The sequence below is a fragment of the Cognatiluteimonas sedimenti genome (genome assembly GCF_022808325.1).
GTDB classification, from domain to species: Bacteria; Pseudomonadota; Gammaproteobacteria; order Xanthomonadales; family Xanthomonadaceae; genus Cognatiluteimonas; species Cognatiluteimonas sedimenti.
Map to the genome: position 1 here is coordinate 793058 of NZ_JALGCL010000001.1, position 15756 is coordinate 808813.

15 protein-coding genes and 2 tRNA genes are annotated in these 15756 nt (G+C 70.4%); 3 read left to right on the top strand and 14 right to left on the bottom strand.

The annotated features are described in order from the left end of the window. Positions 1-60 precede the first annotated feature (60 nt). On the top strand, positions 61-867 hold the full coding sequence (gene thiD, locus MQC88_RS03730; protein ID WP_243319273.1) for a bifunctional hydroxymethylpyrimidine kinase/phosphomethylpyrimidine kinase: 807 nt from the start codon (positions 61-63) through the stop codon (positions 865-867). On the opposite strand, the gene MQC88_RS03735 is transcribed toward thiD, so the two are convergent. The 9 genes from MQC88_RS03735 to MQC88_RS03775 all read right to left on the bottom strand — a co-directional run bounded on the left by MQC88_RS03735 (position 831) and on the right by MQC88_RS03775 (position 9519). After that, complete coding sequence (locus tag MQC88_RS03735; RefSeq protein ID WP_243319274.1) at positions 831-2912, bottom strand: TonB-dependent receptor family protein; 2082 nt, start codon at positions 2910-2912, stop codon at positions 831-833. The genes thiD and MQC88_RS03735 overlap by 37 nt on opposite strands. A 93-nt stretch (positions 2913-3005) precedes the next feature. After that, positions 3006-3082 (bottom strand) — tRNA-Arg (locus tag MQC88_RS03740). Positions 3083-3145: 63 nt separating this feature from the next. Continuing rightward, a tRNA-Ser gene (locus MQC88_RS03745) sits at positions 3146-3238 on the bottom strand. Positions 3239-3279: 41 nt separating this feature from the next. After that, positions 3280-3522, bottom strand: coding sequence for a carbon storage regulator CsrA (csrA, locus tag MQC88_RS03750; protein ID WP_243319275.1), 243 nt, complete (start codon positions 3520-3522; stop codon positions 3280-3282). Positions 3523-3673: 151 nt separating this feature from the next. Beyond that, positions 3674-6331, bottom strand: a complete 2658-nt coding sequence (gene alaS / locus MQC88_RS03755) for an alanine--tRNA ligase (protein WP_243319276.1) — start codon at positions 6329-6331, stop codon at positions 3674-3676. 231 nt (positions 6332-6562) lie between these two features. Further along, positions 6563-7063 (bottom strand): regulatory protein RecX, encoded by a 501-nt coding sequence (locus MQC88_RS03760; protein WP_243320263.1) that lies wholly within the window; start codon positions 7061-7063, stop codon positions 6563-6565. Between the two features lie 42 nt (positions 7064-7105). Beyond that, positions 7106-8146, bottom strand: coding sequence for a recombinase RecA (gene recA, locus MQC88_RS03765; protein WP_243319277.1), 1041 nt, complete (start codon positions 8144-8146; stop codon positions 7106-7108). Positions 8147-8315: 169 nt separating this feature from the next. Beyond that, a complete protein-coding gene (lexA, locus tag MQC88_RS03770; RefSeq protein WP_243319278.1) occupies positions 8316-8966 on the bottom strand; it encodes a transcriptional repressor LexA in 651 nt (216 codons plus the stop codon). 55 nt (positions 8967-9021) lie between these two features. Further along, positions 9022-9519, bottom strand: coding sequence for a CinA family protein (locus MQC88_RS03775; RefSeq protein ID WP_243319279.1), 498 nt, complete (start codon positions 9517-9519; stop codon positions 9022-9024). Positions 9520-9607: 88 nt separating this feature from the next. Here MQC88_RS03775 and mutS point away from each other — a divergent pair, with 88 nt between their 5' ends. Both mutS and MQC88_RS03785 read left to right on the top strand, forming a co-directional pair. Then, on the top strand, positions 9608-12208 hold the full coding sequence (gene mutS / locus MQC88_RS03780; protein ID WP_243319280.1) for a DNA mismatch repair protein MutS: 2601 nt from the start codon (positions 9608-9610) through the stop codon (positions 12206-12208). Positions 12209-12274: 66 nt separating this feature from the next. After that, positions 12275-12892 (top strand): DUF937 domain-containing protein, encoded by a 618-nt coding sequence (locus MQC88_RS03785; protein WP_243319281.1) that lies wholly within the window; start codon positions 12275-12277, stop codon positions 12890-12892. A gap of 67 nt (positions 12893-12959) precedes the next feature. Here MQC88_RS03785 and MQC88_RS03790 read toward each other — a convergent pair whose 3' ends face one another. The 5 genes from MQC88_RS03790 to rpsP all read right to left on the bottom strand — a co-directional run bounded on the left by MQC88_RS03790 (position 12960) and on the right by rpsP (position 15701). Beyond that, entirely contained in the window at positions 12960-13376 is a 417-nt protein-coding gene (locus tag MQC88_RS03790) for an RNA-binding S4 domain-containing protein (protein WP_243319282.1), read from the bottom strand. Between the two features lie 146 nt (positions 13377-13522). Then, on the bottom strand, positions 13523-13936 hold the full coding sequence (gene rplS, locus MQC88_RS03795; RefSeq protein WP_243319283.1) for a 50S ribosomal protein L19: 414 nt from the start codon (positions 13934-13936) through the stop codon (positions 13523-13525). A gap of 137 nt (positions 13937-14073) precedes the next feature. Then, positions 14074-14850, bottom strand: coding sequence for a tRNA (guanosine(37)-N1)-methyltransferase TrmD (gene trmD / locus MQC88_RS03800; RefSeq protein WP_243319284.1), 777 nt, complete (start codon positions 14848-14850; stop codon positions 14074-14076). 34 nt (positions 14851-14884) lie between these two features. After that, a complete protein-coding gene (rimM, locus tag MQC88_RS03805; RefSeq protein ID WP_243319285.1) occupies positions 14885-15397 on the bottom strand; it encodes a ribosome maturation factor RimM in 513 nt (170 codons plus the stop codon). 34 nt (positions 15398-15431) lie between these two features. Next, positions 15432-15701 (bottom strand): 30S ribosomal protein S16, encoded by a 270-nt coding sequence (rpsP, locus tag MQC88_RS03810; protein ID WP_243319286.1) that lies wholly within the window; start codon positions 15699-15701, stop codon positions 15432-15434. Positions 15702-15756: the final 55 nt, after the last annotated feature.

A 15756-nucleotide genomic window follows, 5' to 3' on the forward strand; every position in this document is an offset into this window, starting at 1 on the left:
ATGATACTGCGCCGCACCCATCCTTTGTAGACTGGGTGCTTCCACGGCCTCGCGATCGAAATGCATCCCTGCGCACTGACCATCGCCGGCTCGGACTCCGGCGGCGGCGCCGGCATCCAGGCCGACCTCAAGGCGTTCGCCGCACATGGCGTGCACGGGCTCAGCGCGATCGCCGCGCTGACCGCGCAGAACACCCGCGGCGTGACCGCGGTACACGTGCCGCCGGCCACATTCCTGCGTGCGCAGATCGATGCCTGCTTCGACGATTTCGAGATCGGCGCGGTCAAGCTCGGGATGCTCGCCACGGCCGGGGTGATCCATGCCGTCGCCGACGCACTGGAGTCGCACAAGCCGCCAGCGGTGGTCCTCGATCCGGTAATGGTGGCGACCTCGGGTGCGAAGCTGCTTGCCGACGACGCGCTCGAGGCGATGCGCACGCGGTTGTTGCCGCTGGCGACGGTGCTGACGCCCAACCTGCCCGAAGCGGAGCTGCTGCTGGGGCGCGGGATCCATGACGGCAGCGACGCCGCCGATGCACTTGACCAATTGCGCGCGTTCGGATGCCAGGCCGTGCTGCTCAAGGGCGGACATCTGGACGAAGGCGACCGCGTGGTCGATCGCTACGGAGACGGCCACGCCGATGCCACGTTCGTCCATGACCGGATCGACATCGAAGGCCACGGCACCGGCTGCACCCTGGCCTCGGCGATCGCCGCCAACCTGTGCCTGGGATTGCCGTTGCCGGCGGCGTGCGAAGCCGCCATCGACTACGTGTTCCGGGCCCTGCGCAGTGGCTACAAGCCCGGCCGCGGCACGGTGGCGGTGCTGGATCACTTCGCCGCGGCGATGCGCAAGCCCAACAGGTAGCTGCGCCCCGGCGCGGGTTCGAAATAGCGGCCATTGCCGTCGTTGACGATGACCGAGCCGATCGCGCGCCGATCGAGCAGGTTGTCGATGCGCGCGAACCCCGCGATGCCCACCCGCCCGAAAGTCCAACGTCGCTCGGCGCCCAGGTCCAGGGTGCCATGGCCCGGCGCCCACGCGGAATTGGCGTCGTCGGCGTACAGGCGGCTGCTGGCCTGGCCGGCCAGGAACAGGTCGAGATCGTCGCGCGGCGTCCAGCGCAGTTCCGCCCAGCCATCGCGCGCGGTGGTGCCGGGAATGCGTCGGCCGCTGTCCTGGAACGCGGCATCGAGCGCGGTCAGCGCAACCGCGTAGCCCCAGTGCGGCGCGATCGGGCCCGAGGCCGACAGTTCCAGCCCGCGCCGACGGGTATCGGCCGCATTGGCATAGATGCTGCGGCCGCCGCTGCTCGACGCCACCAACAACTCGTCGCGGGTGCGGCTGTCGAACGCCGCAACCGCGAGTGTTCGGCTGTCGCGATGCCAGCGCATGCCGGCCTCGACGCTGCGGTTGCGCGAGGGTCGCAAGCCGGTGTTGAGGCCACTGGCGCCATCGGCACGGTACGCCAGTTCCGAGGAGGACGGGGTCTCGAAGCCGCGACCCGCGTTCGCGTACAGCGCAATCGAGGGCACGGGCCGGAACAGCAGGCCGGCGGCGGGCGTGGTGAAGGCGTAATCGGTGCGGCCGCTGTCGTCGGGATTGCCCGGGGCGATGTAATCGTCGTCGGAACGGAAGCCGACCTCGCTGCGGCGCAGGCCGAGCGTCGCCTGCCAGCGCGGCTGGAATGCCCAACGCGCCTCGGCGTACACGTCGCGGCCGTGGACGCGGTCGCGCTGGTCGCGGCGCAATGCGCCGACCACGCCCTGCACGTCGCCGACGAAATTCTCGAAACCGCGGCGACGCTCGCCCGATTGCTGCCATTCCACGCCGACCGTGAAGCCCGCAGCGCGCCCGGCGACGCTGCCGTCCAGCGACCAGCGCGCGTCCAGTCCAGCGTAATCGCGCCCGAGGTCGATCACGCCGCCGCCGCTTCCGGGCGCATCCTGTGCCGCCATCGGCACCGACAGCATCTGGAAGGTCGAGCGCGTTCCCGCGTAGGCGCCGATCGCCAGTTCGCCCCGCGCCAGCGGTTGTTCGACGCGCAAGCCGGCCTGGCGCTGGCGCACGCGCTTGCGCGTGTCGAAGGCGAGCGCGCCGGTGCTGGCGGCGCGTGGCGTCGCCAGCGCCTGCGCCAGCGTCAGCCCCTGCGGGTCCTGCGCTTCCAGGTCGAGGCCGTTGGCCGTGAACGCGACGCGCGCGCCGCCGGCGGTGTCCGTGGTCAGGCGCGCCTGGGTGACATCGCGGCGTGCGCGGCCGTGCTCGCGGAAGCCGCCGCTGTCCAGGCGCTCGGCATCGACCCGATAGCCGCCGTCGGCGGATCGCCACGGCCCGCTCGCGGCCAGATGCCAGCGTTGCCGGTCGTCGCTGGCGGCGGAGGCATCGAACATGGCTGTCGCACTATCGGCGGGCGGCGCGCTGAAGAACTGGATCACGCCACCGGAGGCGTTGCCGTACAGCGCCGAGAACGGCCCCTTCAGCACCACCACATCCGCCAGCGCGCCCAACGGCACGTGCGAGACCTGGCCCTGCCCGTCCGGCATTGACGCCGGGATGCCGTCGACATACAGGCGCAGCCCGCGCACGCCGAAGGTGCTGCGTGCGCCGAAGCCGCGGATCGTCACTTGCACGTCCTGCGCCAGGTTCTGGCGATCACGCGCGCCCACGCCCGGCACGCGCCGCAACACCTCGGCAACGCTGCTGCCCTCGAGCGCCGGCAGCGCCTGCACTTCGACGCGATCGATCGAGGCCGGGGTCGCATCCGTCAGCCGCCCGCCCACGACCACGACCGCCGGGAGGTGCGTGGGTTGTTGCTGCGCTTGCTGCATTGGCGGCCGTGGCAACTGCGCCTGCGCGTGTGCCGCGCCGATGGCGAACCAGCAGGTCACCAGCGATGTGCTGCCCGGGCGCATCGGGCGACGATACCGGATGCCGGCGGGCGATCACTGCACCGGCATGAAAAAACAAAGGGCCGATGGCAGTGCCATCGGCCCTTCGTCTTGTGGTGGCGCGCCCGGAAGGATTCGAACCTCCGACCCCCAAGTTCGTAGCCTGGTGCTCTATCCAGCTGAGCTACGGGCGCAAAAAACAGAAGCGGAATTGTGCGGAACCGGCGCGGCTCCGTCAATCCTGCAAACAGTGAAACTGGCGGAGACTGAGGGATTCGAACCCTCGATGGAGCTTTTGACCCCATACTCCCTTAGCAGGGGAGCCCCTTCGGCCTCTCGGGCAAGTCTCCGGCGCGGGTGCAGCGTTCCGCGAGCGCGGAAGGATACCGGCTCACTCCGCCTGCGGCAAATTGCCGGCGCCCGGAACGGTACCGGATCCGGCTGCCGCGTCCGCGGCCGGCTCCTGCTCGTCGCCTCGCTGGATGCGCTGGTAGATCTCCTCGCGATGCACGGCGACATCCTTGGGCGCAGTGATGCCGATGCGCACCTGGTTGCCCTTGACGCCGAGCACGGTCACGGTGACCGAGTCCCCGATCATCAGGGTCTCACCAACGCGGCGGGTCAGGATCAACATGTGGAGCTCTCCTTGGCCGGCAATCTTCTGCCGATGCCCCGAGGGGCCAGCGGTCATCTTCGTGAACAGCCAAGGATACTACCGGCCGGACCGATCCCGCGACTACAGTGCAGAAAGTCACGTTCCGCAGGCGCGGCCATTCGCACAAGGTTCAGCCCAGGCGTTGTGCCACCCAGTCGCCGACACCGGCCAGTGCCGCCTGCAATGCCGGGCCATCATCGCCACCGCCCTGCGCCAGGTCGGGACGGCCACCGCCCTTGCCGCCGATCTGCGCGGCCACGTGCGCAAGCAGTTCGCCGGCCTTGACCCTGCCGGCCGCCGCACCGCTGACGCCGGCCACCAGTGCTGCCTTGCCGTCGCTGGCGCCGGCCAGCAACACCACCGCGTCGCCCAATTGCTGCTTGAGGCGGTCCACCGCCTCGCGCAGCGCCTTGCTGTCGAAGTTCTCCAGCCGCGCGGCCAGCACCTTCACGCCGCCGATATCGCGCGCGCCCGAAGCGAGGTCGGCAGTGGCGCCGGACGCCGCCCTGGCCTTGAGCGCGTCGAGTTCGCGCTCGAGCCTCTTCTGGCGCTCGAGCAGGGCACGCAACTTGTCGCCGACGTCGGCGGTGTTGCCGCCCAGCAGTCGCGCCGCTTCCGCCAGGCGCTGCTCCTCGGCAGCGACATGATCGAGCGCGCCCTGGCCGCTGACCGCCTCGATCCGGCGCACGCCCGCCGAGACGCCGCCTTCCGAGACGACCTTGAACAGGCCGATGTCGCCGGTGCGCGACACATGCGTGCCGCCGCACAATTCGGTGGAGGTATCGCCCATGCGCAACACGCGCACGCGTTCGCCGTACTTTTCGCCGAACAGCGCCATCGCGCCGAAATCCAGCGCTTCCTGCATGCCCATGTGCCGCACTTCGGCTTCGTGGTTGCCGCGGATCTGCGCATTGACCCGTCGCTCGACCTCCGCCAGCTCGTCGGCCGTCATCGGCTGGAAATGCGAGAAGTCGAAGCGCAGGCGATCCGGGGCGACCAGCGACCCCTTCTGCGCGACGTGCGTGCCCAGTACCTGGCGCAGCGCCGCGTGCAGCAGGTGGGTGGCGCTGTGGTTGAGCACGATGGCGGCACGGCGCGCGCCGTCGACGCTCGCAACCAGGCGATCGCCGCGCGCGAGCGTGCCGGCGACCAGGCGCCCGGCGTGGCCATGGAACTGGCCGGCAAGCTTGAGGGTGTCGTCGACGATGAAGCGCAAGCTTGCGCCGCCGTCGCCGCCACCCAGTTCCCCGGCATCGCCGACCTGGCCGCCGGACTCGGCGTAGAACGGCGTGCGCTCCAGCAGCACGATCGCCTCGTCGCCGGCGTCGATCGACTCGACCGGACGGCCGTCCCTGAGCAGGGCCACGACCGCCAGTCCATCGGCCGCGAGCGTGTCGTACCCGAGGAACTGCGTCGGCTGCAGCTGCGCGACCAGCTCGGCTGGCAGCGTGGCACCACCGCCGAACTTGCCGGCGGCGCGCGCGGTCTCGCGTTGCTGCGCCATGGCCGCATCGAAGCCGGCCATGTCGACGGACAGGCCGCGCTCGCGGGCGATGTCGGCGGTGAGGTCGACCGGGAACCCGTAGGTGTCGTAGAGGCGGAAGGCGTCCGTGCCCGGGATGCTGGCGCTGGCCTGGACTGAATCGCGCGCGGCGACCTCGTCGAAGATGCGCATGCCGTGCTCGAGGGTCTCGCCGAAGCGCTCCTCCTCGGCCTTGAGCGCGCGCTCGACCAGCTCGCGCTTCGCCGCCAGTTCCGGATAGGCCTCGCCCATCACCTCGACCAGCGGCGCGACCATCTTCCAGAAGAAGTCGCCGCGCACGCCCAGCATCCAGCCATGCCGCAGCGCGCGGCGGATGATCCGGCGCAGCACGTAACCACGGCCCTCGTTGGACGGCAGCACGCCATCGACGATCAGGAAGCTGCAGGCACGGATGTGGTCGGCGATCACGCGCAGCGACTTGTTGCCGTGGTCGGCGGTGGCGGTGAGCCCGGCCGCGGCCGCGATCAGGCGGCGGAACAGGTCGATGTCGTAGTTGCCGTGCACGCCCTGCAGCACCGCCGCCAGGCGCTCCAGGCCCATCCCGGTGTCGACGCACGGCGCGGGCAGCGGTTGCAGGCTGCCGTCGGGCTGGCGGTCGAACTGCATGAACACCAGGTTCCAGATCTCGATGTAGCGGTCGCCATCCTCGTCGGGCGAACCCGGCGGGCCACCGGCGATGTGCGCGCCATGGTCATAGAAGATCTCGGTGCACGGGCCGCAGGGACCGGTGTCCGCCATCTGCCAGAAGTTGTCGCTGGCGTACGGCGCGCCCTTGTTGTCGCCAATGCGGACAATGCGCTCGGGCGGCAGGCCGATCTGCCTGTGCCAGATGTCGTAGGCCTCGTCGTCGGTCTGGTAGACGGTGACCAGCAGCCGCTCCGGCGGCAGCTTCCACACCTGGGTCAGCAGTTCCCAGGCCCAGGCGATGGCGTCGTGCTTGAAGTAATCGCCGAACGACCAATTGCCCAGCATCTCGAAGAAGGTGTGGTGGCGCGCGGTATAGCCAACCTGATCGAGGTCGTTGTGCTTACCGCCGGCGCGCAGGCAGCGCTGGACATCGGCCGCGCGCACGTAGCTGCGCTTTTCCGCGCCCAGGAACACGTCCTTGAACTGGACCATGCCGGAGTTGGTGAACAGCAGGGTCGGGTCGTTGCCCGGAACCAGCGGCGCCGAAGGCACGATGGTGTGGCCGCGGGCGGCGAAGAAGTCGAGGAAATCGCTGCGGATTTCTGAGGTCGTTTTCATGGGGACAGGTGGCGGACGGGCACGGCTCCGGGCCCATGGACCGCAAGATGCAGGCGCAGGCCGGAACGGACAACCCAATGCCGTTTAGGTTAGCAGACGCCAGCACCCCATCGCCCTTGCCGATGGGGCAAGGCCCCCGCGGCCGGCATTGGGTACTGCCTGCTCTTGCCGTCGCCTGCGATGCCCCGAGGCGGTTGTGGCCGATGCGCGGACACGGTGACGTCGGCGCGCTCAGTCTTCGGGTTCAACGCGCAGGGCCGCGCGTACGCTGTCGCCGTCGAAACCGCGGCGGACCAGGAAATCGGCGGCCTTGCGCTGCAGAGCCGTCGTGCGGGCGCAGGAAACGCCGAAACGGCGCTGCACCAGGTCCCGTGCGCGCGCCGGCCAGTCGTCTTCGCCGCTCTCGGCCAGGGCCGCGAACGCCGCCGCGAGCGATTCGCCACCGAGGCCATGGCTGTTGAGTTCAGCGCGGATCCGGAGCGGGCCGTAGCCGTTGGCGGCACGCGTACGCGCCAGGTTGCAGGCGAAGCGGGTGTCGTCCTGCCAGCCGGCCGCGGCCATTTTTTCGACCGCCGCGGCAGCCTCTTCCACGCCGATCCCGCGCGCAAGCAGCTTGCGGGTCAGTTCGGGCCGCGAATGCTCGCGGCGCACGAGCAATGCGAGGGCGCGCTGCGCCGGCGTGGACTCGGGCCGGCGCGGCTTCTTGCGGGTCTGGTCGGCTGCGGGGTCCATATGCGGGGCCATGGCGGCAGGATTCACCCTGCCGCCTGCGACTCAGGCTTCGCCGTCTTCCTCGCCCGCGTCCGCGCCGGGAGGGGCTTCCTGCGGCACGTACTTCTCGCGCAGCGCGGCTTCGAGCCGTGTGGCGGCTGCCGGGTTTTCCTTGAGGTACTGGCGGGCGTTCTCCTTGCCCTGGCCGATGCGCTCGTCGCCGTAGCTGTACCAGGCGCCGGACTTCTCGACCAGCTTGGCGTCCACGCCCATGTCGATCAGTTCGCCTTCGCGCGAAATGCCCTCGCCGTACAGGATCTCGGTGAACACGACCTTGAACGGCGGCGCCATCTTGTTCTTCACCACCTTGATCTTGGTCTGGTTGCCGATGATCTCGTCGCCCTTCTTGACCGAGCCGATGCGGCGGATGTCCAGCCGCACCGACGCGTAGAACTTCAGCGCGTTGCCGCCGGTGGTGGTTTCCGGGCTCTGGCCGGGCATCATCTGCCCGATCTTGTGGCGCAGCTGGTTGATGAACACCACCGTGCAGTTGCTCCGCTTGATGTTGCCGGTCAGCTTGCGCAGCGCCTGGCTCATCAGTCGCGCCTGCAGGCCGGGCAGCTGGTCCCCCATCTCGCCCTCGATCTCGGCGCGCGGGGTGAGCGCGGCGACGGAGTCGACCACCACCATGTCGACCGCGTTGGAGCGCACCAGCATGTCGGCGATCTCCAGTCCCTGCTCGCCAGTGTCGGGCTGCGACACCAGCAGGTCGTCGACGTTGACGCCGAGCTTGGCCGCGTAGGCCGGGTCGAGCGCGTGCTCGGCGTCGACGAAGGCGGCGGTGCCGCCGGCCTTCTGGCACTGCGCGATCGCCTGCAGGGTCAGCGTGGTCTTGCCCGAGGATTCCGGGCCATAAACCTCGATCACGCGGCCCTTGGGGAAGCCACCGATGCCCAGCGCAATGTCCAGTTGCAGGGACCCGGTCGGGATCACTTCCCAGGCCACCGCGGCGCGGTCGCCCATGCGCATCACCGAGCCCTTGCCGAACTGCTTTTCGATCTGGGTCAGGGCGGCCGACAGCGCGCGCTTCTTGTTCTCGTCCATCGCGGAATCCTCGGTGTGGTGGCGTGTTGCGATCAGGTTAGGAGGTGGGCGTCGCGCGGGCTGAGATCGCCGCGCGAACGGTTCGAAAATAGCCAGGCTGCGCGGCCGCGCCGATCCGGGGACTGCCCGTCGGCCTGTCGGGAAAGGCCGTGCCGGCGGCGGGCGGGCGTCACCGGTTGGGCCTCACCAGGCCGCAGTACAGGCCCTCGATGGCGAAGTCCTGGTCCGGCTGCACCTCGATAGGCGCGTAGTCGGGGTTGCGCGGCAACAGGCGGATGCGGTCCTTGCCGACCTTGAGCAGCTTGACCGTGATCTCGTCGTCGATCCGCGCCACCACGATCTGGCCCGAGCGCGCGTCGCGGGTGCGATGCACGCCGATCAGGTCGCCGTCGAAGATGCCCTCGTCGCGCATCGAGTCGCCCTGCACCTTGAGCAGGTAATCGGGCGATGGCGAGAACAGCACGCGGTCGAGGATCAGCACGTCCTCGGCACCGAGGCCGTCGTTGCCGGCGCCGATCGGCGCGCCGGCGGCAACCCGGCCCAGCACCGGCAAGCGCAGGGCGCCGTCGTTGGCGGCCGCCAGCGCGAGCTCGTGCTGGGGCGGCTGCGGCATCTGCCGCACGCGGATGCCGCGCGCGCGACCGGGCACGCGCTCGATCGCGCCGGCGGCTTCCAGCGCCTCCAGGTGATACTGCGCCGCGCGCACGCCCCTGAAACCGAAGGCGCGGGCGATTTCCGCCTGCGACGGCGGCATGCCCTCGGCCTCGATGCGCTCGGCGATCAGGGCGAGGATGGCGTGCTGGGTATCGGTCAGGTCCATGGTTAGTAGTAATACTACTAACGCCAGAGGGCCGTCAACCCCGTACGCGGGGCCCTCAGGCGGCGATCGCCTCCAGGCCGCGCAGCGCCGCCGCCACCGTCTGGCGTCGCACCGCTTCGCGGTCCCCATCGAAGTGGAAGACCTCGGCACTGGCATAGCCGCCGCGTCGCTTCCAGGCGATCCAGACCGTGCCCACCGGTTTGTCGTCGGTGCCGCCGCCGGGGCCGGCGATCCCGGTGACGGCGACCGCGAGCGTCGCGCCCGAATGCACCAGCGCGCCGGACACCATCTCCAGCACGGTTTCGCGGCTGACCGCGCCGTGCACCTCCAGGGTCTCCGGGCGCACCCCGAGCAGGGCCTGCTTGGCCTCGTAGCTGTACGCGGCCAGGCCGCAGTCGAACCACTCCGAGGAGCCGGCGACATCGGTGACGGTCTTGGCGATCCAGCCGCCGGTGCAACTCTCCGCGGTCACCAACATGTGCCGTGCATCGCGCAACCTGGCGCCCAGGCGCGCGGCCATGTCCTGCAATTCGCGGTCGTCGGGTGCGTGCATGGGTGGAACCTGGCGGGTGGCGCCCGCTGCGATTCGGGCAAACTAGGCGGCCTTTCTAGCCCATGTCCGACGGGAAAGCACGCAACCGATGTCCTCGGAACAGCACACGCCACTGATGAAGCAGTTCTTCGCCGCCAAGGCGGAGCACCCGGACGTGCTGCTGTTCTTCCGGATGGGCGACTTCTACGAGCTGTTCTACGACGACGCGCGCCGCGCGGCGAAGCTGCTGGACATCACCCTGACCCAGCGCGGCGCATCCGCGGGCCAGCCCATCCCCATGGCGGGCGTGCCGGTGCACGCGCACGAAGGCTACCTCGCACGCCTGGTGGCGCTGGGCGAGTCGGTGGCGATCTGCGAGCAGATCGGCGACCCGGCGCTGGCCAAGGGCCTGGTCGAACGCAAGGTGGTGCGCATCGTCACCCCCGGCACGGTCACCGACGAAGCGTTGCTGAGCGAGCGCCGCGACACGCTGCTGCTGGCGGTGGCGCGCAACCGGCAGGGCTACGGCCTGGCCTGGGCGGAGCTGTCCAGCGGCCGCTTCCTGGTCAACGAAGTCGCCGGCGACGACATGCTCGAAGCCGAACTCGCGCGGCTCGACCCGGCCGAACTGCTGCTGCCCGACGAGGACGGCTGGCCGCAGGCAGTGCTCGAACGCGGCGGCCTGCGCCGGCGCGCACCGTGGTTGTTCGACGCCGACAGTGGGCGGCGGCAGTTGTTGCAGTTCTTCGGGCTGCACGACCTCACCGGCTTCGGCATCGAGGACAGGCCCGCGTGCGTCGCCGCCGCCGGCGCCCTGCTCGGCTACGTGGAAGAAACCCAGAAGCAGCGCCTGCCGCACCTGGCCGCGATCGCGGTGGAAGCCAGCGATGGCGCGATCGCGATGAACGCCGCCACCCGCCGCCACCTGGAACTCGATACCCGCGTCGATGGCGATACCCGCAACACCCTGCTCGGCGTGCTCGACTCGACCGTCACGCCGATGGGCGGGCGCCTGCTGCGGCGCTGGCTGCATCGTCCGTTGCGCGACCGCCGCGTGCTGGGAGAACGCCACCATGCCGTCGCCACCCTGGTCGAGCAGCGCGCCGAAACCGCCGTGCGCGAGCTGTTCCGGGCGCTCGGCGACATGGAACGCATCCTCGCCCGCATTGCGTTGCGCAGCGCGCGCCCGCGCGACCTCAGCACGCTGCGCGACGGCCTCGCACTGCTGCCGGAACTGCGCGCGCTGCTGGCGCCGCTGGACAGCCCGCGCCTGCAGGCGCTTGCCGGCGAACTCGGCGAGCACGACGCGCACGCGCACCTCCTGGCCTCGGCGATCGTGCCGCAGCCGCCGCTGCTGGCGCGCGACGGCGGCGTCATCGCCGAAGGCCATGACGCCGAGCTCGATGAATTCCGCCGTCTCTCGACCCACGCCGACCAGTTCCTGGTGGACCTGGAACAGCGCGAGCGCGAGGCCAGCGGCATCCCGACGCTCAAGGTCGGCTACAACCGCGTGCACGGCTACTACATCGAGATCGGCAAGGCCCATGCGGGGAAGGCACCGGTGCATTACACCCGGCGGCAGACGCTGACCGGCGCCGAGCGCTACATCACCGAGGAACTCAAGCAGTTCGAGGACAAGGTGCTGTCCGCGCGCGAACGCTCGCTGGCGCGCGAGAAGCTGCTGTACGAGGGCCTGCTGGATGCGCTCAACGAAAACCTCGAGGGCCTGAAGCGCTGCGCGTCTGCCCTGAGCGAACTCGACGTGCTGGCCTGCTACGGCGAACGCGCGCAGGCGCTGGACTGGTCGCGGCCGCGGCTGGACGAGGCGCCCGGCATCCGCATCGAGGGCGGCCGCCACCCGGTGGTGGAAGCGGTGCGGGACGAGCCCTTCACCGCCAACGACCTGGTGCTGGACAGCGAAGCCGGTGGTGGCGACCGCAACGGCGTCCGCATGCTGGTGATCACCGGCCCCAACATGGGCGGCAAGAGCACCTTCATGCGCCAGAACGCATTGATCGTGCTGCTGGCGCACATCGGCAGCTTCGTGCCGGCGACGCGCGCGGTGATCGGCCCGATCGACCGCATCCTCACCCGCATCGGGGCCGGCGACGACCTCGCGCGCGGGCAATCGACCTTCATGGTCGAGATGAGCGAAACCAGCTACATCCTGCACCACGCCACCAGCGAGTCGCTGGTGCTGATGGACGAGATCGGCCGCGGCACCTCGACCTACGACGGCCTTGCGCTGGCCGATGCGTGCGCGCGCCACCTGGCCGCGGGCAATCGCAGCTACACGCTGTTCGCGACCCACTACTTCGAACTGACCGCGCTGGCCACGCCCGGCAGCGGCATCGCCAACGTGCACCTGGACGCGGTCGAGCACCGCGCGCAGGACGGCACGGAATCGCTGGTGTTCATGCACGCGGTCAAGGATGGCCCGGCCGATCGCAGCTTCGGGCTGCAGGTCGCCGCGCTCGCGGGGTTGCCGAAGACCGTGGTGCGGCAGGCGCGCGCGCGCCTGGCCGAACTGGAAGCCAATCGCGACGCGCCGGCGACGCCGATGACCGCGCAGGCGCTGGACGCGCCGCAGCAGATCGGGCTGTTCGCCACGCATTCGGCCGCGCTGGAAGCCCTGGCCGCGCTCGAGCCCGACGAACTCACGCCCAGGCAGGCGCTGGAAGCGCTGTACCGGTTGAAGGCGCTGTCCTGATCTTCCCGGATTCCTAACGCGGCCGGGCATAGCGTGTGCGCTCCCACGCGCAATCAAGGAACCGCGATGCCCGACTCCCTCACGCAGGATCTCGCCGCGCAGCTGCAGGGCGCGCCCGCGCAACGGATGGCGCAACAACTGGGCATCGAGCCCGCCCAGGCCTCGGCGGCGATCGGCGCGGCGTTGCCGTTGCTGCTTGGCGCGCTCGGGCGCAATGCCAGCCAGCCCCAGGGCGCCCAGTCCCTGTATGGCGCGTTGCAGAAGGACCATGCCGGCCTCGACCTCGGCAGCGTGCTGGGCGCGGTGCTGGGCGGCGGCGGCCAGGGTGGACAGATCCTCGGCCACATCTTCGGCGACCGGCAACCGCGCGCGGCGCAGGGCCTGGGCCAGGCGACCGGCCTGGGCGGCGACAAGGCCGGCATGCTGCTCCGCCTGCTGGCGCCGATCGTGATGGCTTACCTGGCCAAGCGCATGTTCGACAAGCGCCAGGCCGGAACCGTCGCCGGCGACCAGCCGGGGCCGCAGGTGCTCGGCGACGTGCTCGGCCAGGAACATGCCCGGGTCGCGCAGGACCGAGGCAGCGGCGGGCTGCTCGGCGCGGTGCTGGACCAGGATGGCGACGGGCAACTGGGCATCGGCGACCTGATGAAACTCGGTGGCGGGCTGCTGGGCGGGCACCGCTGACGCGACGCGGCTTGGAACGGCGGCCGCCCGGGCGGCTACCCTTGCGCCGCTCCAGGCGACCGTCGCTTCAACTGGCGTCGATGTCGCCCAATGCGCGGATCAGGCGGCGCGCGCGCTTGTCGGGCTTGTGCTCCGGCGCGCGGTAGCCCGCGCGCGCGGCCGCACGCGACGCCCGCTCGGCCTCGCGGCGCGCGCGCGAGGCGTCGCTTTCGGCATACAAGGCCTGCGCGACGCTCGCCGGGCCGCGGGTGTCGCTGAGCCCCTGCACGGCGACTTCGAACATCTCCTCGCCACGCGCCACCCGCAGCGCCTCGCCGCCGCGCAGCGTGCGCGCCGGCTTGGCACGCTGGCCGTCGACTTCGACCTTGCCGGTCTCGATCGCCTGCTTCGCCAATGCACGGGTCTTGTAGAAGCGCGCCGCCCACAGCCACAAGTCCAGGCGCACGCCCTCGCACTGCTGCATGTCGTCATTGCCGGAAGCCATGCGCGGACGCTAGCGCCGACCCGCTGCCGCGGCAAGCGCACGGACGTCGCGCGTGCAGGCTGCAGGCGGCCACGCCGCCGATGCGGATCCGGAAACGCGAACGGCCGCCTCGCGGCGGCCGTTGCATGCGCGTTGGATTGCGCGGATTACTTCGCGGCTGCAGCGGCGGCGGCAGCCTCGGCCTTGGCCTTGGCATTGCCGGCGAGGTCTTCCTTGATACGCGCCTTCTTGCCTTCCAGCCCGCGCAGGTAGTACAGCTTGCCGGCGCGCACGGCGCCGCGGCGCTTGACCTGCACCGAGTCGATGGCGGCGCTGTGGGACTGGAACACGCGCTCGACGCCGAAGCCGTGCGAGATCTTGCGCACGGTGAACGCGGAATTGAGGCCGGCGTTCTTCCTGGCGATGACCACGCCTTCATAGGCCTGGAGGCGCTCCCGGTTGCCTTCCTTGACCTTGACGTTGACGACGACGGTGTCGCCCGGGCCGAAGTCCGGCAGCTGGCGCTGCACCTGTTCGGTCTCGAAGTTCTGCAGCAGCGTGTGGAGCGAGGGCTTGTTCATGGTGTCGGCCTGTTGGTATGCCGGGTCACTGGTGGGTGCCGGGCTGTTGTAGCGCGAGTGCACGTGGACCCGCGTCTTGGCATCGGTGGAGCGAAGCCGCGCATTATAGCGGCAATTTTCCGTCCTGCGCCAGAGGCTTACCCGGGTTTGTCCGCATCCCCGGCGGCCTCGGCGAGGAAGGCGTCGAGCAGCTGGCGATCGGCCTCCGACAGGGCCTTCCGGTCGACCAGCTCCGGCCGCCGCAGCCAGGTCCGGCCCAGTGCCTGCTGCCGGCGCCAGCGGGCGATCCCGGCGTGGTTGCCCGAGAGCAGCACCGGCGGCACCGCGCCGAGCGGATGCTCTACCGGCCGGGTGTAATGCGGGCAGTCCAGCAGCAGCGGCCCGTCGCTGGCGCCCGGCTCGAAGCTGTCCTGGGCGGCGGATTCGGCATCGTTGAGGGCCCCCTCCTGCAACCTGGCGACCGCATCCACGACCACCGCCGCGGCCAACTCGCCACCGGACAGGATGTAATCGCCGATCGACAGTTCCTCGTCGACCTCGGCGGCGACCAGGCGCTCGTCGATGCCCTCGTAGCGGCCGCACAGCAGCACCAGGCGCTCGCGCCGGGCCAGCTCGCGCACCCTGGCCTGGGTCAGGCGCTCGCCCTGCGGCGTGAGATAGATGACCTTCGCCGGTTTCGCGTCGGCGGCCCGCGCCGCGGCCAGGCATGCGCGCAGGGGGTCGACCAGCATCACCATCCCCGGGCCGCCGCCGAAGGGACGGTCGTCGACGCGCCGATAGCTGCCTTCGGCGTAATCGCGCGGGTTCCAGCCGTGCAGCGCCAGCAGCCCGCGTTCGCGTGCGCGCCCGACCACGCCATGGCCGGCGACCTGGGCGACGAATTCGGGGAACAGGCTGACGATGTCGATGCGCATGACGGCGTGGCTTCGGGATCAGGATTCGTGCCGGTCAGAACCCGGCGTCCCAGTCGACCGTGACCACCCCGGCATCGAAGTCGACCGAGCGGATGTAATCGGGCTCCAGGAACGGGATCATGCGCTCGCGATCGCCGCGCGCCACCAGCACGTCGTTGGCGCCGGTGGAGAACAGGTGGGAAACGGTGCCGAAGTCGATTCCCTCCAGGTTCACCACGCGCAGCCCCTCCAGGTCGACCCAGTAGTACTCACCGGCCTGGGGCGGTGGCAGGGCCGAACGCGGGACCCAGATCTCGCTGCCGCGCAGCGCTTCGGCGGCGTCGCGGTCGGCGACCCCGGGAATGACCGCGACCACGCCCTTGTGGGTTTCGCGCCCATGGGCGCCGGCGGGATTGCTTTCCCGTCCCTGCGCGTCGCGCAAGGTCCAGGGCTGGTAGCGGAAGATCGCCGTTGCCGGCTCGGTGAAGGACTCGAGCTTCAGTTCGCCACGCACGCCGAACGCGCCGTGGATCCTGCCCAACAGGATGCGGCGCGTGGTCGGTTCCATGTGCGTCGGGGCCGCGTTGGCCGCGGCCCGCGGATCAGGCTGCCGGGGCAGCCTTGGCGGCCTGCTTGGCGTTCTGCTTGAACAGGTCGGCGACCTTGTCGGTCATCTGCGCGCCCTGCCCGATCCAGTACTGGATGCGCTCGGCATCGAGCTCGACGCGCTTCTCGGCGCCGGCGGCAACCGGGTTGTAGTAGCCCACGCGCTCGATGTTGCGACCGTCGCGCGCGCTGCGGCTGTCGGTGACGATGACGTGGTAGAAGGGGCGCTTCTTGGCGCCGCCACGGGTAAGGCGGATCTTGACCATGGGGGACTCGGTGTTGCCCAGCTGCCGGGATGGCAGGGTAAGCCGGCAATTATAA

Excerpts from the sequence above, each read along its gene's own strand:
- thiD (WP_243319273.1), top strand. The coding sequence starts at position 61 with ATGCATCCCTGCGCACTGACCATCGCCGGCTCGGACTCCGGCGGCGGC.
- MQC88_RS03735 (WP_243319274.1), bottom strand. The coding sequence starts at position 2,912 with ATGCGCCCGGGCAGCACATCGCTGGTGACCTGCTGGTTCGCCATCGGC.
- csrA (WP_243319275.1), bottom strand. The coding sequence starts at position 3,522 with ATGTTGATCCTGACCCGCCGCGTTGGTGAGACCCTGATGATCGGGGAC.
- alaS (WP_243319276.1), bottom strand. The coding sequence starts at position 6,331 with ATGAAAACGACCTCAGAAATCCGCAGCGATTTCCTCGACTTCTTCGCC.
- MQC88_RS03760 (WP_243320263.1), bottom strand. The coding sequence starts at position 7,063 with ATGGACCCCGCAGCCGACCAGACCCGCAAGAAGCCGCGCCGGCCCGAG.
- recA (WP_243319277.1), bottom strand. The coding sequence starts at position 8,146 with ATGGACGAGAACAAGAAGCGCGCGCTGTCGGCCGCCCTGACCCAGATC.
- lexA (WP_243319278.1), bottom strand. The coding sequence starts at position 8,966 with ATGGACCTGACCGATACCCAGCACGCCATCCTCGCCCTGATCGCCGAG.
- MQC88_RS03775 (WP_243319279.1), bottom strand. The coding sequence starts at position 9,519 with ATGCACGCACCCGACGACCGCGAATTGCAGGACATGGCCGCGCGCCTG.
- mutS (WP_243319280.1), top strand. The coding sequence starts at position 9,608 with ATGTCCTCGGAACAGCACACGCCACTGATGAAGCAGTTCTTCGCCGCC.
- MQC88_RS03785 (WP_243319281.1), top strand. The coding sequence starts at position 12,275 with ATGCCCGACTCCCTCACGCAGGATCTCGCCGCGCAGCTGCAGGGCGCG.
- MQC88_RS03790 (WP_243319282.1), bottom strand. The coding sequence starts at position 13,376 with ATGGCTTCCGGCAATGACGACATGCAGCAGTGCGAGGGCGTGCGCCTG.
- rplS (WP_243319283.1), bottom strand. The coding sequence starts at position 13,936 with ATGAACAAGCCCTCGCTCCACACGCTGCTGCAGAACTTCGAGACCGAA.
- trmD (WP_243319284.1), bottom strand. The coding sequence starts at position 14,850 with ATGCGCATCGACATCGTCAGCCTGTTCCCCGAATTCGTCGCCCAGGTC.
- rimM (WP_243319285.1), bottom strand. The coding sequence starts at position 15,397 with ATGGAACCGACCACGCGCCGCATCCTGTTGGGCAGGATCCACGGCGCG.
- rpsP (WP_243319286.1), bottom strand. The coding sequence starts at position 15,701 with ATGGTCAAGATCCGCCTTACCCGTGGCGGCGCCAAGAAGCGCCCCTTC.